This window comes from Variovorax sp. efr-133-TYG-130 (genome assembly GCF_030208835.1).
Lineage (GTDB): Bacteria > Pseudomonadota > Gammaproteobacteria > Burkholderiales > Burkholderiaceae_C > Variovorax.
Map to the genome: position 1 here is coordinate 61,612 of NZ_JARVTD010000018.1, position 16,163 is coordinate 77,774.

The window sequence follows — 16,163 nt, forward strand, 5'->3', positions numbered from 1 at the left end:
AGATGACGCTGGCAAAGGCGCTTGCGCCGCAACGGATCGATCACGGGCGACGTGTGCTGCTGGCCGCTGGCGGCGCTGCATTGCTCGTCGTGTCAGGCTGCGCCCAGCTGTCGGGTGGCGGCGCTTCGGCACCCAAGGCTTCGGACAGCTGGAGCGGACGGATGTCGCTTCGCATCGAGAGCGAGCCTGTACAGACCTTTGCCGCGCTGTTCGAGCTGCGCGGCTCCGCCGACTCGGGCGATCTCACGCTCACGACCCCCATCGGCAGCACGCTTGCACAGCTGCACTGGTCGCCGGGCGAAGCACTGCTGAAAGACGGCAGCAACACGCGGCGCTTCGACTCCGTCGACGCGCTCATCGAGGCGGCCACCGGGGCAGCCATTCCGGTCGGTGCGCTGTTTGGCTGGCTGGCGGGCCGCAATGATCCCGTGCCTGGCTGGAAGCCGGACCTGGGGCAGCTCGCCAACGGCCGCCTGGCGGCGGTACGCGAAGCACCGAGCCCGCGGGCTGACCTGCGCATCGTGTTCGAGCGGTCATGAAGGCGATCTACGACCTTTCCGCGCCGGCCAAGCTCAACCTCTTCCTTCACATCACCGGCCGGCGCGACGACGGCTACCACCTGCTGCAATCGGTCTTCATGCTGATCGACTGGTGCGACACGCTGCATGTCGAATTGCGCCGTGACGGCCAACTGAGCCGCGAAGACCTCACGACCGAGCTGCCCGCGGACGACCTGATCCTGCGTGCTGCGCGTGCACTGCAGGCGTTCGCCGCGCCGGGCCAGGGAGCCCACATCGGCGTGGCCAAACATGTGCCGGCGCAGGCGGGCATGGGCGGCGGCTCTTCGGACGCGGCCACCTGCCTGCTGGCGCTGAACCGCCTGTGGGGGCTGAACCTGCCGCTCTCGCGCCTTGCCCACATCGGGCTGAAGCTGGGCGCGGACGTGCCTTTCTTTCTCGGCGGCCGCAATGCGTGGGTCGAGGGCATCGGAGAGCAGCTGACACCGGTTACACTCCCTGCCGCGCGTTTCGCGGTGGCCAAGCCTCCCGAGGGACTCGATACTCGATTAATTTTTTCAGCAACAGATCTTGAACGTTCAACTCCTGTTGCTATAATCACAGGCTTTGCTGCAGAGAGCGAATCGCTCGAAGCGACAAACCTGAAAAGCTCGGTTCTGAGCCCTTCGGTTTTCGACTTCGGCCACAACGACCTGCAGCCGGTTGCCCAGCGACTTTGCCCCGCGGTCACCGACGCCATCGAATGGCTCGGAGCCCAAGGGTTGAAGGCACGGATGACCGGCTCCGGAAGTTCGGTGTTCGCGAAAATGCCGCAAGCGCCGCAGGAAGCGGAACTGCTGGAAGCCCCCAAGGGCTGGCAGGTTCGTCAATGCAGCAACCTGGAAGTCCATCCACTCTGGGGATGGGCAACCTGAAAAGATGATCGGGCCGTTCATTCGGTTCGATGCGACATATATCGGTTGGTGGTGAAAATCATCGACCCGTGTAGGGGAGTCGCCAAGCTGGTTAAGGCACTGGATTTTGATTCCAGCATGCAAAGGTTCGAATCCTTTCTCCCCTGCCAAATCTTCAACGACTGCGGCCAAATGGCCGCAGTCTTCATTTGCAGCTCACCCGCTGCAATAATCGGCGGCCTACCGGTCGCCATGCATCACAAACCTTTTGGCGGCTTCCTAAGCCAATTTGCACTGCCGGGACGCGCTCATGCAGGCTAATCACCCTGATTTCATGGTTTTCACCGGTAACGCCAATCCTGGCCTTGCTGCGGAAATCGCGCACAACCTCGGTACTTCGCTGGGCGCCGCCCGCGTGGGCCGCTTCTCGGACGGTGAAGTCACCGTCGAGATCAACCAGAACGTCCGCGCCCGCGACGTGTTCGTGGTCCAGTCGACCTGCGCTCCTACCAACGAAAACCTGATGGAACTGCTGATCATGGTCGACGCGCTCAAGCGCGCTTCGGCCGAGCGGATCAGCGCCGTCATTCCCTACTTCGGCTACGCCCGCCAGGACCGCCGTCCGCGCTCGAGCCGCGTGCCCATCTCGGCCAAGGTCGTGGCCAACCTGCTGGAAACCGTCGGTGTCGAGCGTGTGCTCACGATGGACCTTCACGCCGACCAGATCCAGGGCTTCTTCGACATTCCGGTCGACAACATCTACGCCTCGCCGGTGCTGCTCGGCGACCTGCGCGCCAAGAACTACGAAGACCTGATCGTGGTTTCGCCCGACGTCGGCGGCGTGGTCCGTGCCCGCGCGCTGGCCAAGCAACTGAACTGCGACCTCGCCATCATCGACAAGCGCCGCCCGAAGGCCAACGTCAGCGAAGTCATGAACGTGATCGGCGAGATCGACGGCCGCAACTGCGTGATCATGGACGACATGATCGACACCGCCGGCACGCTGGTCAAAGCAGCCGAAGTGCTGAAAGAGCGCGGCGCCAAGAGCGTCTACGCCTACTGCACGCACCCGATCTTCTCGGGCCCGGCCATCGAGCGCATCACGCAGGGCTCGGCCCTCGACGAAGTGGTCGTGACCAACACCATCCCCCTTTCCGACGGCGCCAATGCCTGCGGAAAGATCCGCCAGCTCTCCGTGGCACCGCTGATCGCCGAAACGATCCAGCGCATTGCCAAGGGCGAGTCGGTGATGAGTTTGTTCTCGGATCAGGACAACCTGTTCTGACCGGGGCATGAAGCTGGCCTCCTTCGCAGGAGGCCTTTTTGAACCGGAGTCGCACTGGTCGCGGTGGACTCTCACAGGAGCTAGTTATGAAATTCGTCGCTTTTGAGCGCGCAAAGCAGGGCACGGGTGCGAGCCGCCGTCTCCGCATCACGGGCAAGACCCCCGGCATCGTCTACGGTGGCGACACCCAGCCGCAACTGATCGAGATCGATCACAACGCGCTGTGGCACGCCCTGAAGAAGGAAGCTTTCCACTCGAGCGTGCTCGAGATGGAACTCGGCGGCACGACCAGCAAGGTCCTGCTGCGCGACGTGCAGTACCACCCCTTCCGCCAGCTGGTGCAGCACATCGACTTCCAGCGCGTCGACGCCAAGACCCGCATGACCATGAAGGTGCCCGTGCACTTCAAGGGTGAAGAAGAATCCGAGGCCGTCAAGATCGACCTGAACCTGGTCAACCACGTGACGACCGAACTCGAACTGAACTGCCTGCCGAGCGATCTGCCCGAGTTCATCGAAGTCGACCTGTCGGGCCTGAAGAAGAACGGCACCGTCACGCTGAAGGACATCAAGCTGCCCAAGGGCGTGAAGTGGGTCAGCCACGGCAAGGTCAACCCGGTGCTGGCTTCGGCCGTGTCGCCGGCGGCTGAAGAAGTCGACGCTCCCGCCGAAGGCGCTGCCGATGCAGCAGCCGCCGCCGCACCGGCCGGCAAGGGTGGCAAGGCTCCGGCCGCCAAGACCCCCGCCGCAAAGACTGCCAAGAAGTAATCTTCTTTCGCATCCGTTGCTGCAGAAGGCCCGCCTCGTGCGGGCCTTCTGCTTTTTGGCGGCGGGATAATCAAGACCATGATCAAGTTGTTCGTCGGCCTCGGAAATCCGGGCCCTGAGTACGAAGCCACGCGGCACAACGCGGGCTTCTGGTGGATCGACGCCCTGGCGCGCGACTGGAAACTCAACCTCGTGCCCGAACGCGGCTACCACGGCCTCGCGGCGCGCGCCAACATCGGCGGGCAGAGCATCTGGCTGCTGGAGCCGCAGACCTTCATGAACCTGTCGGGCAAGTCGGTGGCGGCGCTGGCGCGCTTCTTCAAGATCGCGCCCGAGGAAATCCTGGTGGTGCACGACGAGCTCGACGTGGTGCCCGGCCAGGCCAAGCTCAAGTTCGGCGGCAGCCATGCCGGCCACAACGGCCTGCGCGACATTCACGCGCAGCTCGGCACCGGCGACTACTGGCGGCTGCGCCTGGGCATCGGCCACCCCGGCGTGAAGTCGGAGGTGGTCAACTGGGTGCTCAAGAAGCCGCTGAAGGAACAACGCGAGGCGATCGAAGACGCCATCGTCCGCACGCTGCACGCCACGCCCGCGCTGGTGGCGGGCGAGATGGAAAAGGCGACGCTGCTGATTCACACGAGCAAGCCACCGCGGCCCAAACCGCCGCGGAGGGAGCCCGGCGACGGGGGCACGCCTGCCGCCACCTAGCCGGCCATCGGAGCGCAGGAGGGAGAGAAATAAAAAATGAGAGAGAAAAGCAGAAGAAAAACGACAGCAGGCGCCGCAAGGATCGGCATCGCTATGTTTTCCATAGCGGCCTGCATCCATTCCACCGGCGCCTTGGCGCAAGGTGGAACCACCGCATGGCGCTGCGGCAACGCTTACTCGGACCAGCCATGCGAAGGCGGCAAGGCGGTGCGGGTGAACGACAGCCGGAGCGCGCAGGACCGCCGCGACGCCGACACGGGCACTCGCAGCGCAAGAACGCAGGCCGACCAGATGGAGCGCAGCAGGCTGTCGCTCGAAAAGGCAGCCTACGACCGCGACCAGCGGGCCGCCCGCGAGGCCCGCAGCGCGGCTCTCGCGGAACGGCGGCTCGCCCTGGCAGAGCAAAAGGAGCGGGACCGTGCCCGCACCCTGGCGGCCGAACCGCGCAAGGCCAGCGCGAGCTTCAAGGGCGCGGCGAGCGACCTGAATACGGCCGGCGACGCGCCAAAGAAGAAAAGGAAGCGGAAATCCGCCGGCTCAGACGCCGCCTGACGCGGCCGTCGTCACCTTGATCGCCGTGAGACGCTCGTACTTCTGAAGCAGCGTCTCGCGGCTTTCCACATGCTCTGGATTGACGGGAATGCACGCCACCGGGCAGATCTGCACGCATTGCGGCTCGTCGAAGTGGCCGACGCACTCGGTGCACTTGTGCGGGTCGATTTCGTAGAACGCCTCGCCCATGTAGATCGCGTCGTTCGGGCACTCGGGCTCGCAGACATCGCAGTTGATGCATTCGTCGGTGATCATGAGGGCCATCCCCCGATTATCGCGGGGCCGCGCAGGCCGGCCGCCTCTGAATGACAAAGGCCACATTCACGGCACATTTGTTGCAGGAGTCAGTTATGCTGCGCCCCGCCCCATGAGTCTGTTTCTATTCAAGCGCCTTGCCACGCTGATCGGCACGCTGATCGGTGCCTCGGTCATCGTTTTCCTCGTCCTCGAGATACTGCCCGGCAACGCCGCGCAGATGCTCATGGGCCCCGACGCCTCGCCCGAAGCGGTGGCGGCGCTGGCCACCAAGCTCGGCCTCGACCTGCCCGCGTGGACGCGCTACTGGCACTGGATCGGCGGCCTGCTCACCGGCAACCTGGGCGACAGCTACGCCTACAGCTCGCCGGTGCTCGACCTGATCCTCGAGCGCCTCGCGCTCACCATGCCGCTGGCGCTGCTGGCGATGTTCTTCACCACGGTCATCGCGCTGCTGGTGGGCGTGACGGCCGCGGCGCGCCACAACAAGCTCGGCGACGTCGGCCTGATGGGCATGGCCCAGGTCGGCATTGCGATTCCCAATTTCTGGTTCGCGATCCTGCTGATCCTCGTGTTCTCGGTGAAGCTGCAGTGGTTCTCCGCCGGCGGCTTCGAGGGCTGGGGCGACGGCTTCTTCTCGGGCATCAAGTCGCTGCTGCTGCCTGCCCTGTCGCTCGCGGTGGTGCAGGCCGCGATCCTCGCGCGCATCACACGCTCGGCGGTGCTGGAAGTGATGCGCGAAGACTTCGTGCGCACCGCGCGAGCCAAGGGCGTTTCGCAGCGCATGGTGCTCTGGACGCATGTGCTGCGCAACGCCATGATCCCGGTCATCACGGTGATGGGCATGCAGTTCTCCGAGCTGCTGGCCGGCACCATCGTGGTGGAGAACGTGTTCTATCTTCCCGGCTTGGGCCGGCTGATCTTCCAGGCCATCAGCAACCGCGACCTGATCGTGGTGCGCAACTGCGTGATGCTGCTCGCGGCCATGGTGGTCATCGTGAATTTCGTGGTCGACGTGCTCTACGCCGTCATCGACCCGCGCATCAAGGCCAGCGACATATGAGCAGCAGCATCACCGCCCCCAGCGCCGCCGCGCTCAAGGTGCCGGGCTTCTGGCGCCGCGCGCTGCATCACCGCAGCTTCGTGCTCGGCGGCGTCCTGACGCTGCTGTTGCTGCTTGCCGCCGCCGTCTCGCTGGTGTGGACGCCCTGGTCGCCCTACGACATGGACATGGCCAACAAGCTCAAGCCGCCGATGGCCTCGCACTGGCTGGGCACCGACACCTACGGGCGCGACGTGGCCTCGCTGCTGCTGGTGGGCGCGCGCGCATCCATCCTGGTGGGCATGATCGCGGTGGGCATCGGCCTGGTGGTGGGTACCGCGCTGGGCTTGCTCGCGGCCGCCAGGCGGGGATGGGTCGAGGAAGCCATCATGCGGCTCACCGACTTCTCGCTCGCCTTCCCGGCGATCCTGTCGGCCATCATGCTGACCGCCGTGTTCGGCGCGGGCATCGTGAACGCGATCATCGCGATCGGCATCTACAACATCCCGACCTTCGCGCGCATCACGCGCGCATCGGCCAACGCCATCTGGTCGCGCGAATACGTGGCCGCCGCCCGCGCCTGCGGCAAGGGCTCTTTTGCCATCACCATGCAGCATGTGCTGCCGAACATCTCGGCGGTGCTGATCGTGCAGATCACCATCCGCTTCGCCATCGCCATCCTGGCGGAAGCCGCGCTCTCGTACCTCGGTTTGGGCACGCAGCCGCCGCAGCCGTCATGGGGCCGCATGCTCAGCGAGGCCCAGACGATGATGTTCCAGTCGCCCCTGCTCGCGGTGTTCCCCGGCATGGCCATCGCATTCGCGGTGCTCGGCCTGAACCTGCTGGGCGACGGCCTGCGCGACCTGCTCGATCCACGGCTCGCACGGGCGAGGTAAGCAAGATGCCACTGCTTCAAGTCAAGGACCTGCACATCGAACTGCAGACGCAGCGCGGCCCCGCCGAGGCCGTGCGCGGCATCGACTTCACGCTGGAGCGCGGCGAGACGCTGGGCATCGTCGGCGAGTCGGGCTGCGGCAAGTCGATCACGGTGATGTCGCTCATGGGCCTGCTGCCGTCGACCGCCAGGGTCACGGGCAGCATCCGCTTCGACGGCACCGAACTGGTGGGCCGCGCCGAGAAAGACATGTGCCAGATCCGCGGCAACCGCATCGGCATGATCTTCCAGGAGCCGATGACGGCACTGAACCCGGTGCACACCATCGCACGCCAGGTCGGCGAGCCGCTGCGGCTGCACCGCGGCCTCTCGAAAGCCGATGCGCGCAGGGAAGTGCTCGCGCTGCTCGAACGCGTGGGCATTCCCGACGCGGCTTCGCGCCTCGATGCGTACCCGCACCAGTTCTCGGGCGGCCAGAGGCAGCGCATCGGCATCGCGATGGCATTGGCCTGCGGGCCCGACCTGCTGATTGCCGACGAGCCCACCACGGCGCTCGACGTGACCATCCAGAAGCAGATCCTGGAGCTGATCCAGAGCCTCGTGGCCGAGCGCGGCATGGCGCTGATACTGATCTCGCACGACCTCGGCGTGATCGCGCAGACGGTGTCGAAGATGCTCGTGATGTACGGCGGCAGCGTGGTCGAGAGCGGGCCGACCGAGGCCGTGTTTGCCCGCCGCGCCCACCCCTACACGCAGGGCCTGTTCGCCGCGCGCCCCGCCATCGGCGCGCCGCGCGGGCTGCGCCTTGCCACCATCAAGGGCAGCGTGCCCGAACTGGTAGACCTGCCGAAGGGCTGCCCGTTCGCCGGCCGCTGCAGCTACACGGTCGATGCCTGCCACACCACGCGGCCGCCCGCGACGATGCTGCCGCACGACCATGCGGTGCGTTGCATCCGGCTCGAAGAGATCGCGACCGAAGTCGCCGCCGCACCATGAGCCAGAAGACCGCTGTTCCACCGCTGCTGCAGGTCACCGACCTCGTGCGCCACTACGCGCTGCCGCGTGAAAAACTCTTCGGCCCGCCGCCGACAGCGAAGGCGCTCAACGGCGTGAGCTTCGACGTGCAGGCCGGCAAGAGCGTGGGCATCGTCGGTGAATCGGGCTCGGGCAAGTCGACCATCGCGCGCCTGGTGATGGCGCTGGACACGCCGACCTCCGGCAGCGTGCGCCTCGAAGGCCGCGACCTGCACACGCTGCCCAGGGCCGAGCTGCGCACGGCGCGGCGCGATTTCCAGATGGTGTTCCAGGACCCGTACGGCTCGCTCGATCCACGCCAGACCGTGGCGCGCATCGTCGCCGAGCCCCTCGAGGCGCTGGCGGAAACCAGCCGCACCGAGCAGCGCGAGCGCGCCTCGGAAGCACTCGCTGCCGTCGGCCTGCGCACCACCGACATGGACAAGTATCCGCACGAGTTCTCGGGCGGGCAGCGCCAGCGCATCGCCATTGCACGCGCGCTCATCACACGCCCCAAGCTCATCGTGGCCGACGAGCCGGTGAGCGCGCTCGACGTGTCGGTGCAGGCCCAGGTGCTCAACCTGATGCAGGACCTGCAGCAGCAGTTCGGCATCAGCTACCTGCTCATCAGCCACGACCTCGCGGTGGTCAACCACCTGTGCGATGACGTGTGCGTGGTGTGGAAAGGCAAGATCGTGGAGCAAGGCCCGCCCGCCCAGCTGTTCCGGCATGCGCAGCACCCCTACACGAGAACGCTGCTCGAAGCCGTGCCGCGCACGCCCACCGGCGGCACGCTGCTGCCGGCCTGAGGGAGCTGACACCGGCGTGTCGCCGGCCGTTCTTAGGATGAGTGGGTCATAAGCATCTGGTTGCGCGAAGGCCACCACCTCGCGGATGATGCTTGCCCCCTGTTCCGAGGACACCGCTTCATGCTCAAACGACGCACCCTGCTGGCCACCGGCGCCGCAGCCCTGACACCGCTGGCCCTGCCGACCATCGCGCTGGCGCAAAGAAGAAAAGACGCACTGGTGATCGGCCTCACGCTCGAGCCCACGGGGCTGGACCCCACGGCCAAGGCCGGTGCCGAGATTGCCGAGGTGGTGCTCTACACGGTGTTCGAAACGCTCACCAAGATCAACTCCGACGGCAGCGTTACGCCGCTGCTGGCAGACAGCTGGGAGGTTTCGCCCGACCTGAAGACCTACACCTTCAAGCTCAAGCGCGGCGTGAAGTTCCAGAACGGCGAGCCCTTCAACGCGCAGAGCGTGAAATTCTCGTTCGACCGCGCGGCCGCGGCCAACAGCACCAACAAGGACAAGCGCACCTTCACCAACATCGCGACGCAGGTGGTCGACGAGCACACGGTGGTGCTGATCAGCAAGGAGATCGAGCCCGACCTGCTGTTCCTGCTGGGCCAGGCTTCTGCCATCCTGGTCGAGCCCAAGAGCGTGGAGACCAACGCCACCAAACCCGTCGGCACCGGCCCCTACAGGCTCGACAACTGGGCCAAGGGCTCGAGCATCGTGCTGGCCAAGTGGGACGGCTGGCGCGGCGCCGAGACGGTGCAGATCCGCAAGGCCACCTTCCGGTTCATCTCCGAGCCGGCGGCGCAGACGGCCGCGCTGCTGTCGAACGACATCGACCTGTTCCCGCACGCCTCGGTGTCGCGCAGCCTGTCGCAGTTCCAGAACGACAAGCGCTTCCAGATCGTGTTCAACGCTTCGCTCGGCAAGACCATCCTGGCAATCAACAACAAGCGCAAGCCGCTGGACGACGTGCGCGTGCGCCGCGCCATCTCGGCGGCCATCGACCGCAAGGCCGTGATCGATGCCGCCGTGGACGGCCGCGGCATTCCCATCGGCAGCCACTACGTGCCGGGCCTGCCCGGCTATGTGGACACCACCGGCGTGAACCCGTACGACATCGAGAAGGCAAAAAAGCTGCTGGCCGAGGCCGGCGTGAAGACGCCGCTGGAGCTCGAACTGGTGCTGCCGCCCCCGCCCTATGCGCGCCAGGGCGGCGAGCTGATTGCCGCGCAGCTGGCCAAGATCGGCATCGTCGCGAAGATCCAGAACGTCGAGTGGGCGCAGTGGATCAGTGGCACCTACGGCAACAAGAACTACGACCTCTCCCTGATCCTGCATGTCGAGCCCTTCGACCTGGTGAACTACACCAAGCCGGAGTACTACTGGGGCTACCAGTCGGCAAAGTTCAACGAGGTGTTCGACAAGGCCCGCAATGCGGCGCGCCCCGCCGACCGCCTGCACTACCTCGGCGACGCGCAGCGGCTGCTGGCGGAAGACGCGGCCAACGTGTTCCTGTTCCAGCCTCAGTTCATCACCATCGCCGGGCGCAACCTGCGCGGGCTGTGGAAGGACGCGCCGATCTTCGTGAACGACATCGCGGCAATGTCCTGGGCCTGAGCCAGGCGGTCCGCGGCCTACGGGAACGTCCCGAGGAAAAACCGCCCCGCGGGCCGCTCGGCGGCGCTCCCGCTGCGAGAGAATGACCGGTTGCGCACGTGGCATCTTTCGTGCTGCGTGTCGTGTCTTTGCGGCGTCGCGCCTCCCTTCGGGGCACGGCGCACGCCGAAGCAGTCATTCGAACCTGGCTTGTTTTTCCGGAGATCACACGTATGTTGAACCGCCGCACCCTCCTCACCACCGCCGGCGCCACCGTTGCGCTGGCCACCCCGCTCGCCGGCATGGCGCAGGGCAGGAAGGACGCCATCGTGATCGGCATGGCGCTCGAGCCGCCGGGCCTGGACCCCACCAGCGGCGCCGCCGCCGCCATCGCGGAAGTTGTGCAGTACAACATCCTGGAAACGCTCACCAAGATCAACGCCGACGGCAGCGTCACGCCGCTGCTGGCCGACAGCTGGGAAGTCTCGCCCGACCTGAAGACCTACACCTTCAAGCTCAAGCGCGGCGTGAAGTACCAGAACGGCGAGCCCTTCAACGCGGCCACGGTCAAGTTCTCGTTCGACCGCGCCGGCAGCGAGAAAAGCACCAACAAGGACAAGCGCACCTTCGCCAACCTGAGCACCCAGGTGGTCGACGACTACACCGTGGTGGTCATCAACAAGGAAATCGACCCCGACCTGCCCTTCGTGCTGGGCCAGGCCACGGCCGTGATCGTGGAGCCCAAGAGCGCCGAGGGCAATGCCACCAAGCCGGTCGGCACCGGCCCCTACAAGCTCGACAACTGGGCCAAGGGCTCGTCGATCACGCTGAGCAAGTGGGAGGGCTTCCGCAGCCCCGCCACCGCCAAGATCAACAAGGTCACCTTCCGCTTCATCTCGGACACCGCGGCGCAGGCCGCGGCGGTACTGTCGGGCGACATCGACGTGTTCCCGCGCATCGGCACGCGCGTGGTGCCGCAGTTCAAGATGAACCCGCAGTTCCAGGTGATCCTGGCCGGCTCGCGCGCCAAGACCATCCTGTCGATCAACAACCGCAAGAAGCCGCTGGACGACGTGCGCGTGCGCCGCGCCATCCTCGCGGCCATCGACCGCAAGGCCGTGATCGAAGGCGCCGCGGACGGCTTCGGCGTGCCCATCGGCAGCCACTACGTGCCGGGCGCGGCGGGCTATGTCGACACCACCGCCATCAACCCCTTCGACATCGAGAAGGCCAAGAAGCTGCTGGCCGAAGCCGGCGTCAAGACGCCGCTCGAACTCAAGATGACGCTGCCCCCGCCGCCCTACGCGCGCCAGGGCGGCGAGGTGATCGTGGCCCAGTTGGCCAAGATCGGCATCGTGGTGAAGGTGCAGAACGTCGAGTGGGCGCAGTGGCTCAGCGGCACCTACGGCAACAAGGACTACGACCTGTCGATCGTGTCGCACGTGGAGCCCTTCGACCTCGGCAACTACGCCAAGTCGGACTACTACTGGGGCTACCAGTCGAAGGCCTTCGACACGCTGTTCGACAAGATCAAGACCACCGCCAACACCGCGGAGCGCAACAAGCTGCTCGGCGACGCGCAGAAGATGCTGGCCACCGACGCGGCCAACGGCTTCCTCTACCAGCCGCAGTTTCCGACCGTGGCGAAGAAGAACGTCAAGGGCATCTGGAAGGAAAACCCGATCTTCGTGAACGACCTGTCGGCGCTGTCGTGGGGCTGAGCGACCTGACCGCGCAGGAGCTTGCCGCGGCCTACCGCGACCGCAAGCTCTCGCCGGTGGAGGTAACGCAGGCCGTCATTGCGCACATCGAGCGCTGGGAGCCGCACCTGCAGGCCACCTGGCTTTTCAGGCCCGAGGCCGCGCTCGAGCAGGCGCGCGCATCGGAGGCGCGTTGGCAGCGCGGCGACGCACGCGGCCCGCTCGACGGCGTGCCGGCGACCATCAAGGAGAACATCGCCACGCGCGGCGACCCGATGCCGGCCGGCACCGCGGCCGTCGACCTCAGGCCCGCCGCCGCCGACGCGCCACCGGCCGCGCGCCTGAAGGAAGCGGGCGCGGTGATCGTGAGCAAGACCACCATGCCGGACTACGGCATGCTGTCTTCGGGCCTGTCGAGCTTCCACACGCTGGCGCGCAATCCGTGGGACCTGCGGCTCACGCCGGGCGGCTCCAGCGCGGGCGCGGGTGCCGCGGCGGCTGCCGGCTACGGCCCTCTGCACCTGGGCACCGACATCGGCGGCTCGCTGCGCCTGCCCGCGAGCTGGTGCGGCATCTTCACGCTCAAGCCCAGCCTGGGCCGCATTCCGATCGACCCACCCTACATGGGCCGCGCGGCGGGCCCGATGACGCGCACCGTGGGCGACGCCGCGCTGATGATGCAGGCGCTGGCCAGGCCCGACACGCGCGACAGCATGAGCCTGCCGGCGCAGGACATCGACTGGGCCGCCTTCGACGTGTCGCCCGACCATCTGCGCGGACTGCGCATCGGGCTGCTGCTCGACGCGGGCTGCGGACTGGCGGTCGAGCCCGAGATCCAGGCAGCGGTCGAGCAGGCCGCACGCCTGCTGGAAAAGGCAGGCGCCATCATCGAACCGATGCAGCCTTTCATGTCGCAGGCGATGCTCGATGGCATGGACCACCTGTGGCGCATGCGCTCGCTGGTGGACATGAAGGGGCTGCGCGCCGACCAGCGCGCGAAGGTGCTGCCCTACATCCGCGAATGGGCCGAGAGCGCGGCGGAGTTCAGCGGCGAGCATGTGTTCCGCAGCTTCAGCCAGTTCCACGCAACGCGCGTGGCCGCCGTCAGCGCATGCGCGCGCTTCGACTACGTGATCTCGCCGGTGTCGCCGAACATGCCGGCGGCCGCGGAAGCGCCCTCGCCCACCAACGATCCGCTGCGTGCCCTGGAGCACATCGGCTTCACGGTGCCGTTCAACATGTCGGAGCAGCCGGCTTCGTCGATGAACTGCGGCTACTCGGCCTCGGGCTTGCCGATCGGCCTGCAGATCGCGGGGCAGCGCTTCGACGATCTCGGCGTGCTTCGCGTTTCGCGCGCCTTCGAGCAGATCCGCGAATTGCAGCGGCCCTGGCCCGAGGTGCCGCGGGCAGGCAGCTGAAGCCTTCAGAAACTGGCGAACCTGCCGATAAGGAAGAGTGCCCGGATACCGGGCGTCTTCTTTTTCGACAGGAGCCTGGATTGATCGTCACCCCGACCGCTGTCAGCCCCCTGGTGACGTCCAGCGCCACCACCGCATGGCGCACCACCAGCCAGCCGGTCCCCGTCGACACCGCGGCAACGGCCACGCCCGCCGTTTCCGTGAGCCTCGGGCAGTCGGCCACGCCGGCCGATGCGCGGACCTATGCAATATCGGGCCGAACGGCCGCCGCACCCACCTGGGAGCGGCAGCCCGACGACGCGATCTCCTCGCTGATGGCGGGCAACCTCGTTCATGGCCCGAGCGGCACGCGGTTCAACGGATTGGGCGCCGCGATGCTCAAGCGCTTCGGCGCGGACGCCGGCGACTTCTCCCAGTCGCTGACGCTGGCGGCGCAAGGCACGAGCGCCTCGGCGCCGCATACCGACGCCGACAACCAGATCAAGCTGTCGATCCGCATGGCCAGCGGTGCCACCGTCGAACTGGGCCTGGGCAGCCAGGACGACGGCATGGCGGTGCAGATCAAGGTCTCCGGCGGCGAACTCACCGAGGCCGAGCGCAAGGCGCTGGTGCAGCTCTCGGATGCCTTCCAGGAAGCCATCGACGGCCTGGGCGCCTTTCCGCCGCGCATGGCGCTCGGCGGCCTCATGAAGTTCGACCCGGCGGTTCTGTCGTCGATCGACTTCAAGGCCGGCATCGAGGCCGATGGCAAGGGCGCCATCAACACCCTCGAGTTCCATGCCGACGCGAAGTCGCGGTCGGTGAACGCCTCCGGTCCGTCGGGCGCGGTGAAGGTCGACGTCGACCTCTCGAATCCGGCCATCCTCGGAGACGCCACCCAGCAGGCGCAGGCCATGGCGCGCTACCTGCAACAGGTCGATGCCGCCGGCAGCCGGGGCCGGGGCGACAAGGCGCTCGTGTCGATGTTCAAGGACGCGTTCTCGCAGATGAACAGCGACTACGGCGTGACGCCACCCGTCGCGGGCCGCGAGGCGCCGGGCGTGATCGCGCTGAACGCGGGCGACCACAGCCTGCTCAGCGGCCTGGCCGACTTCAATGCGTCAATGGTGCAGCCCCCGGTTTCATCGAATCCGATGCGGCCGGAGGAAGTCGACACCTTCTCGTACAAGCTCTCGCAGAGCACCACCGTGACGGGCAAGGACCCGCGCAATCGCAACATCCACCAGGACCAGCAGGCGCAACTGAGCGCAAGCTTCCACCGGCCGTTGACGCCGGAGGTGTCGCTCCTGCTCACGGCTTCGAAGGAATCGCAGTTCTACGAATACGTGCGGATCGACGACCAGGCCAGGGCGTCCGCCGACATCACCTACGAGGACGGCAAGCGCATCGGCGCGACGGTCGAGCAGTCCGCGAGCGAGTCGATCCGCGTCCAGCGCTACCTCATGGGCAAGCTGGCGTCCGACACCACGACCCCGCTCGAGCGCAAGCGTGTCTCGGAGGTGAGCCTGTTGCTGTCGAGCGTCGAGAAGGCGGAAAGGTCGCACGAGCCCGAGGATGCGCGCCGCCGCGACCAGGCGCTCGCGGTGGCTGCGTCGCTGGCCGTCCTGCCGGACAGGCCGGGCGCGCTGCCGCGAGGCTACGGCGAGACCGTGTATCGCCCGCAGCCGGCGGGCTGAACTCCGGCGGCGGGGCAGTACGGATCGGCGAGAGGCGAAGCCGGATAAGCTCGCCGTACGCCACCCATCCTTGGCGCTCTTGCCATGCCCTCCCGCAAAGACTCCAGCGCCCCGGCCCCCGCACCGCCTGAGGGCGCCCCCATGCAGGACCCACAGCTGCTGCGCCGCCTGCTGCGCGCGAAAGACCGCATGGACGCCGCATCGCACGAGGCCTGGCCGGTGCTGCGGCTGGCCGCGGTGAGCGGTGTTTCCGAAGCCCATTTCGCGCGTTCGTTCAAGCTGGCCTTCGGCATGCCGCCGCACCGCTACCTGCTGACGCGCCGCATCGAGCGGGCGACGGCGATGCTGCGCGACACCGACCTGTCGATCACCGAGATCGCCTTCGCCACCGGCTGGGAAAGCCTGGGCACCTTCGGGCGCACCTTCCGCGACGTGGCGGGCGAAAGCCCCGGCACGCTTCGCCCCCGCCTGCAGGCCGCGGCGCGGCAGCTCGAGCACATGCCGGCCTGTGTGCTCAAGGCCGCGCAGCGGCCCGATCTGACCGAAGCAGTTTCGGAGAAGCGCCGCCGCACGGCAGCCGGTACAAAACGGCTTTCAACCAAGGAGACGCGATGAGCCAAGGTATCGGTGTGGTGGGTTTGTATGTGGACGACCAGGACGAAGCGCTGGCGTTCTATGTGGAGAAGCTCGGATTCCGCGTCCACGCGGACGTGCGCAACGGCGCCTATCGGTGGCTCACGGTGAAGCATCCTGAGCAGCCGTCGTTCGAGCTGGGCCTGTTCACTCCCGGGCCGCCGGTACACGACGAGGCGACCGCACAGACGCTGCGCGCCATGGTGGCCAAGGGCGCGATGCCGCCGCTGGTGCTGAACGTGGCCGACTGCCGCGCGGCCTGCGAGCGGATGCGCAAGCTGGGTGTGGAGTTCACGCAGGAGCCCATGGAACGCTACGACAGCGTGGACGCGGGCTTTCGCGACCCCGCGGGCAACGGCTGGAAGATGATCCAGGCGCGAGTGAACTCGGCATAGGGGACAC

17 protein-coding genes and 1 tRNA gene are annotated in these 16,163 nt (G+C 66.9%); 17 read left to right on the forward strand and 1 reads right to left on the reverse strand.

The window, feature by feature from the left end; all coding sequences use genetic code 11:
• Positions 1-2: 2 nt before the first annotated feature.
• From QRN67_RS18025 to QRN67_RS18055, 7 genes are all read left to right on the forward strand, one after another.
• Complete coding sequence (locus QRN67_RS18025) at positions 3-539, forward strand: lipoprotein insertase outer membrane protein LolB (protein WP_285413009.1); 537 nt, start codon at positions 3-5, stop codon at positions 537-539.
• The gene (gene ispE, locus QRN67_RS18030; RefSeq protein ID WP_106936918.1) at positions 536-1,432 is read left to right on the forward strand and encodes a 4-(cytidine 5'-diphospho)-2-C-methyl-D-erythritol kinase; all 897 of its coding nucleotides are present in this window, start codon (positions 536-538) and stop codon (positions 1,430-1,432) included. The genes QRN67_RS18025 and ispE overlap by 4 nt, the downstream gene beginning before the upstream one ends.
• Before the next feature lie 72 nt (positions 1,433-1,504).
• Positions 1,505-1,581: transfer RNA gene (locus QRN67_RS18035), tRNA-Gln, on the forward strand.
• A gap of 140 nt (positions 1,582-1,721) precedes the next feature.
• Positions 1,722-2,696, forward strand: coding sequence for a ribose-phosphate pyrophosphokinase (locus QRN67_RS18040; protein ID WP_081269883.1), 975 nt, complete (start codon positions 1,722-1,724; stop codon positions 2,694-2,696).
• Positions 2,697-2,782: 86 nt separating this feature from the next.
• On the forward strand, positions 2,783-3,463 hold the full coding sequence (locus QRN67_RS18045; RefSeq protein ID WP_081269884.1) for a 50S ribosomal protein L25/general stress protein Ctc: 681 nt from the start codon (positions 2,783-2,785) through the stop codon (positions 3,461-3,463).
• A gap of 78 nt (positions 3,464-3,541) precedes the next feature.
• A complete protein-coding gene (pth, locus tag QRN67_RS18050; RefSeq protein ID WP_106936916.1) occupies positions 3,542-4,174 on the forward strand; it encodes an aminoacyl-tRNA hydrolase in 633 nt (210 codons plus the stop codon).
• A 93-nt stretch (positions 4,175-4,267) separates the two neighbouring features.
• Positions 4,268-4,726, forward strand: coding sequence for a hypothetical protein (locus QRN67_RS18055; RefSeq protein WP_285412948.1), 459 nt, complete (start codon positions 4,268-4,270; stop codon positions 4,724-4,726).
• On the opposite strand, the gene QRN67_RS18060 is transcribed toward QRN67_RS18055, so the two are convergent.
• Positions 4,712-4,990 (reverse strand): YfhL family 4Fe-4S dicluster ferredoxin, encoded by a 279-nt coding sequence (locus QRN67_RS18060; RefSeq protein ID WP_081269887.1) that lies wholly within the window; start codon positions 4,988-4,990, stop codon positions 4,712-4,714. The genes QRN67_RS18055 and QRN67_RS18060 overlap by 15 nt on opposite strands.
• A 103-nt stretch (positions 4,991-5,093) precedes the next feature.
• Here QRN67_RS18060 and QRN67_RS18065 point away from each other — a divergent pair, with 103 nt between their 5' ends.
• The 10 genes from QRN67_RS18065 to QRN67_RS18110 all read left to right on the forward strand — a co-directional run bounded on the left by QRN67_RS18065 (position 5,094) and on the right by QRN67_RS18110 (position 16,156).
• The gene (locus QRN67_RS18065; RefSeq protein ID WP_285412949.1) at positions 5,094-6,044 is read left to right on the forward strand and encodes an ABC transporter permease; all 951 of its coding nucleotides are present in this window, start codon (positions 5,094-5,096) and stop codon (positions 6,042-6,044) included.
• Positions 6,041-6,919, forward strand: coding sequence for an ABC transporter permease (locus QRN67_RS18070; RefSeq protein WP_285412950.1), 879 nt, complete (start codon positions 6,041-6,043; stop codon positions 6,917-6,919). The genes QRN67_RS18065 and QRN67_RS18070 overlap by 4 nt, the downstream gene beginning before the upstream one ends.
• Before the next feature lie 5 nt (positions 6,920-6,924).
• Positions 6,925-7,914, forward strand: coding sequence for an ABC transporter ATP-binding protein (locus QRN67_RS18075; RefSeq protein WP_285412951.1), 990 nt, complete (start codon positions 6,925-6,927; stop codon positions 7,912-7,914).
• Positions 7,911-8,741, forward strand: a complete 831-nt coding sequence (locus QRN67_RS18080) for an ATP-binding cassette domain-containing protein (RefSeq protein WP_285412953.1) — start codon at positions 7,911-7,913, stop codon at positions 8,739-8,741. The genes QRN67_RS18075 and QRN67_RS18080 overlap by 4 nt, the downstream gene beginning before the upstream one ends.
• Before the next feature lie 120 nt (positions 8,742-8,861).
• Entirely contained in the window at positions 8,862-10,355 is a 1,494-nt protein-coding gene (locus tag QRN67_RS18085) for an ABC transporter substrate-binding protein (RefSeq protein ID WP_285412954.1), read from the forward strand.
• A gap of 212 nt (positions 10,356-10,567) precedes the next feature.
• Entirely contained in the window at positions 10,568-12,055 is a 1,488-nt protein-coding gene (locus QRN67_RS18090; protein ID WP_285412955.1) for an ABC transporter substrate-binding protein, read from the forward strand.
• A complete protein-coding gene (locus QRN67_RS18095) occupies positions 12,046-13,452 on the forward strand; it encodes an amidase (RefSeq protein WP_285412956.1) in 1,407 nt (468 codons plus the stop codon). Before QRN67_RS18090 ends, QRN67_RS18095 begins: the two co-directional genes overlap by 10 nt.
• 80 nt (positions 13,453-13,532) lie before the next feature.
• Complete coding sequence (locus tag QRN67_RS18100) at positions 13,533-15,128, forward strand: hypothetical protein (protein ID WP_285412957.1); 1,596 nt, start codon at positions 13,533-13,535, stop codon at positions 15,126-15,128.
• Between the two features lie 84 nt (positions 15,129-15,212).
• On the forward strand, positions 15,213-15,743 hold the full coding sequence (locus tag QRN67_RS18105) for a helix-turn-helix domain-containing protein (RefSeq protein ID WP_081269896.1): 531 nt from the start codon (positions 15,213-15,215) through the stop codon (positions 15,741-15,743).
• A complete protein-coding gene (locus tag QRN67_RS18110; RefSeq protein WP_285412958.1) occupies positions 15,740-16,156 on the forward strand; it encodes a VOC family protein in 417 nt (138 codons plus the stop codon). Before QRN67_RS18105 ends, QRN67_RS18110 begins: the two co-directional genes overlap by 4 nt.
• Positions 16,157-16,163 lie beyond the last annotated feature (7 nt).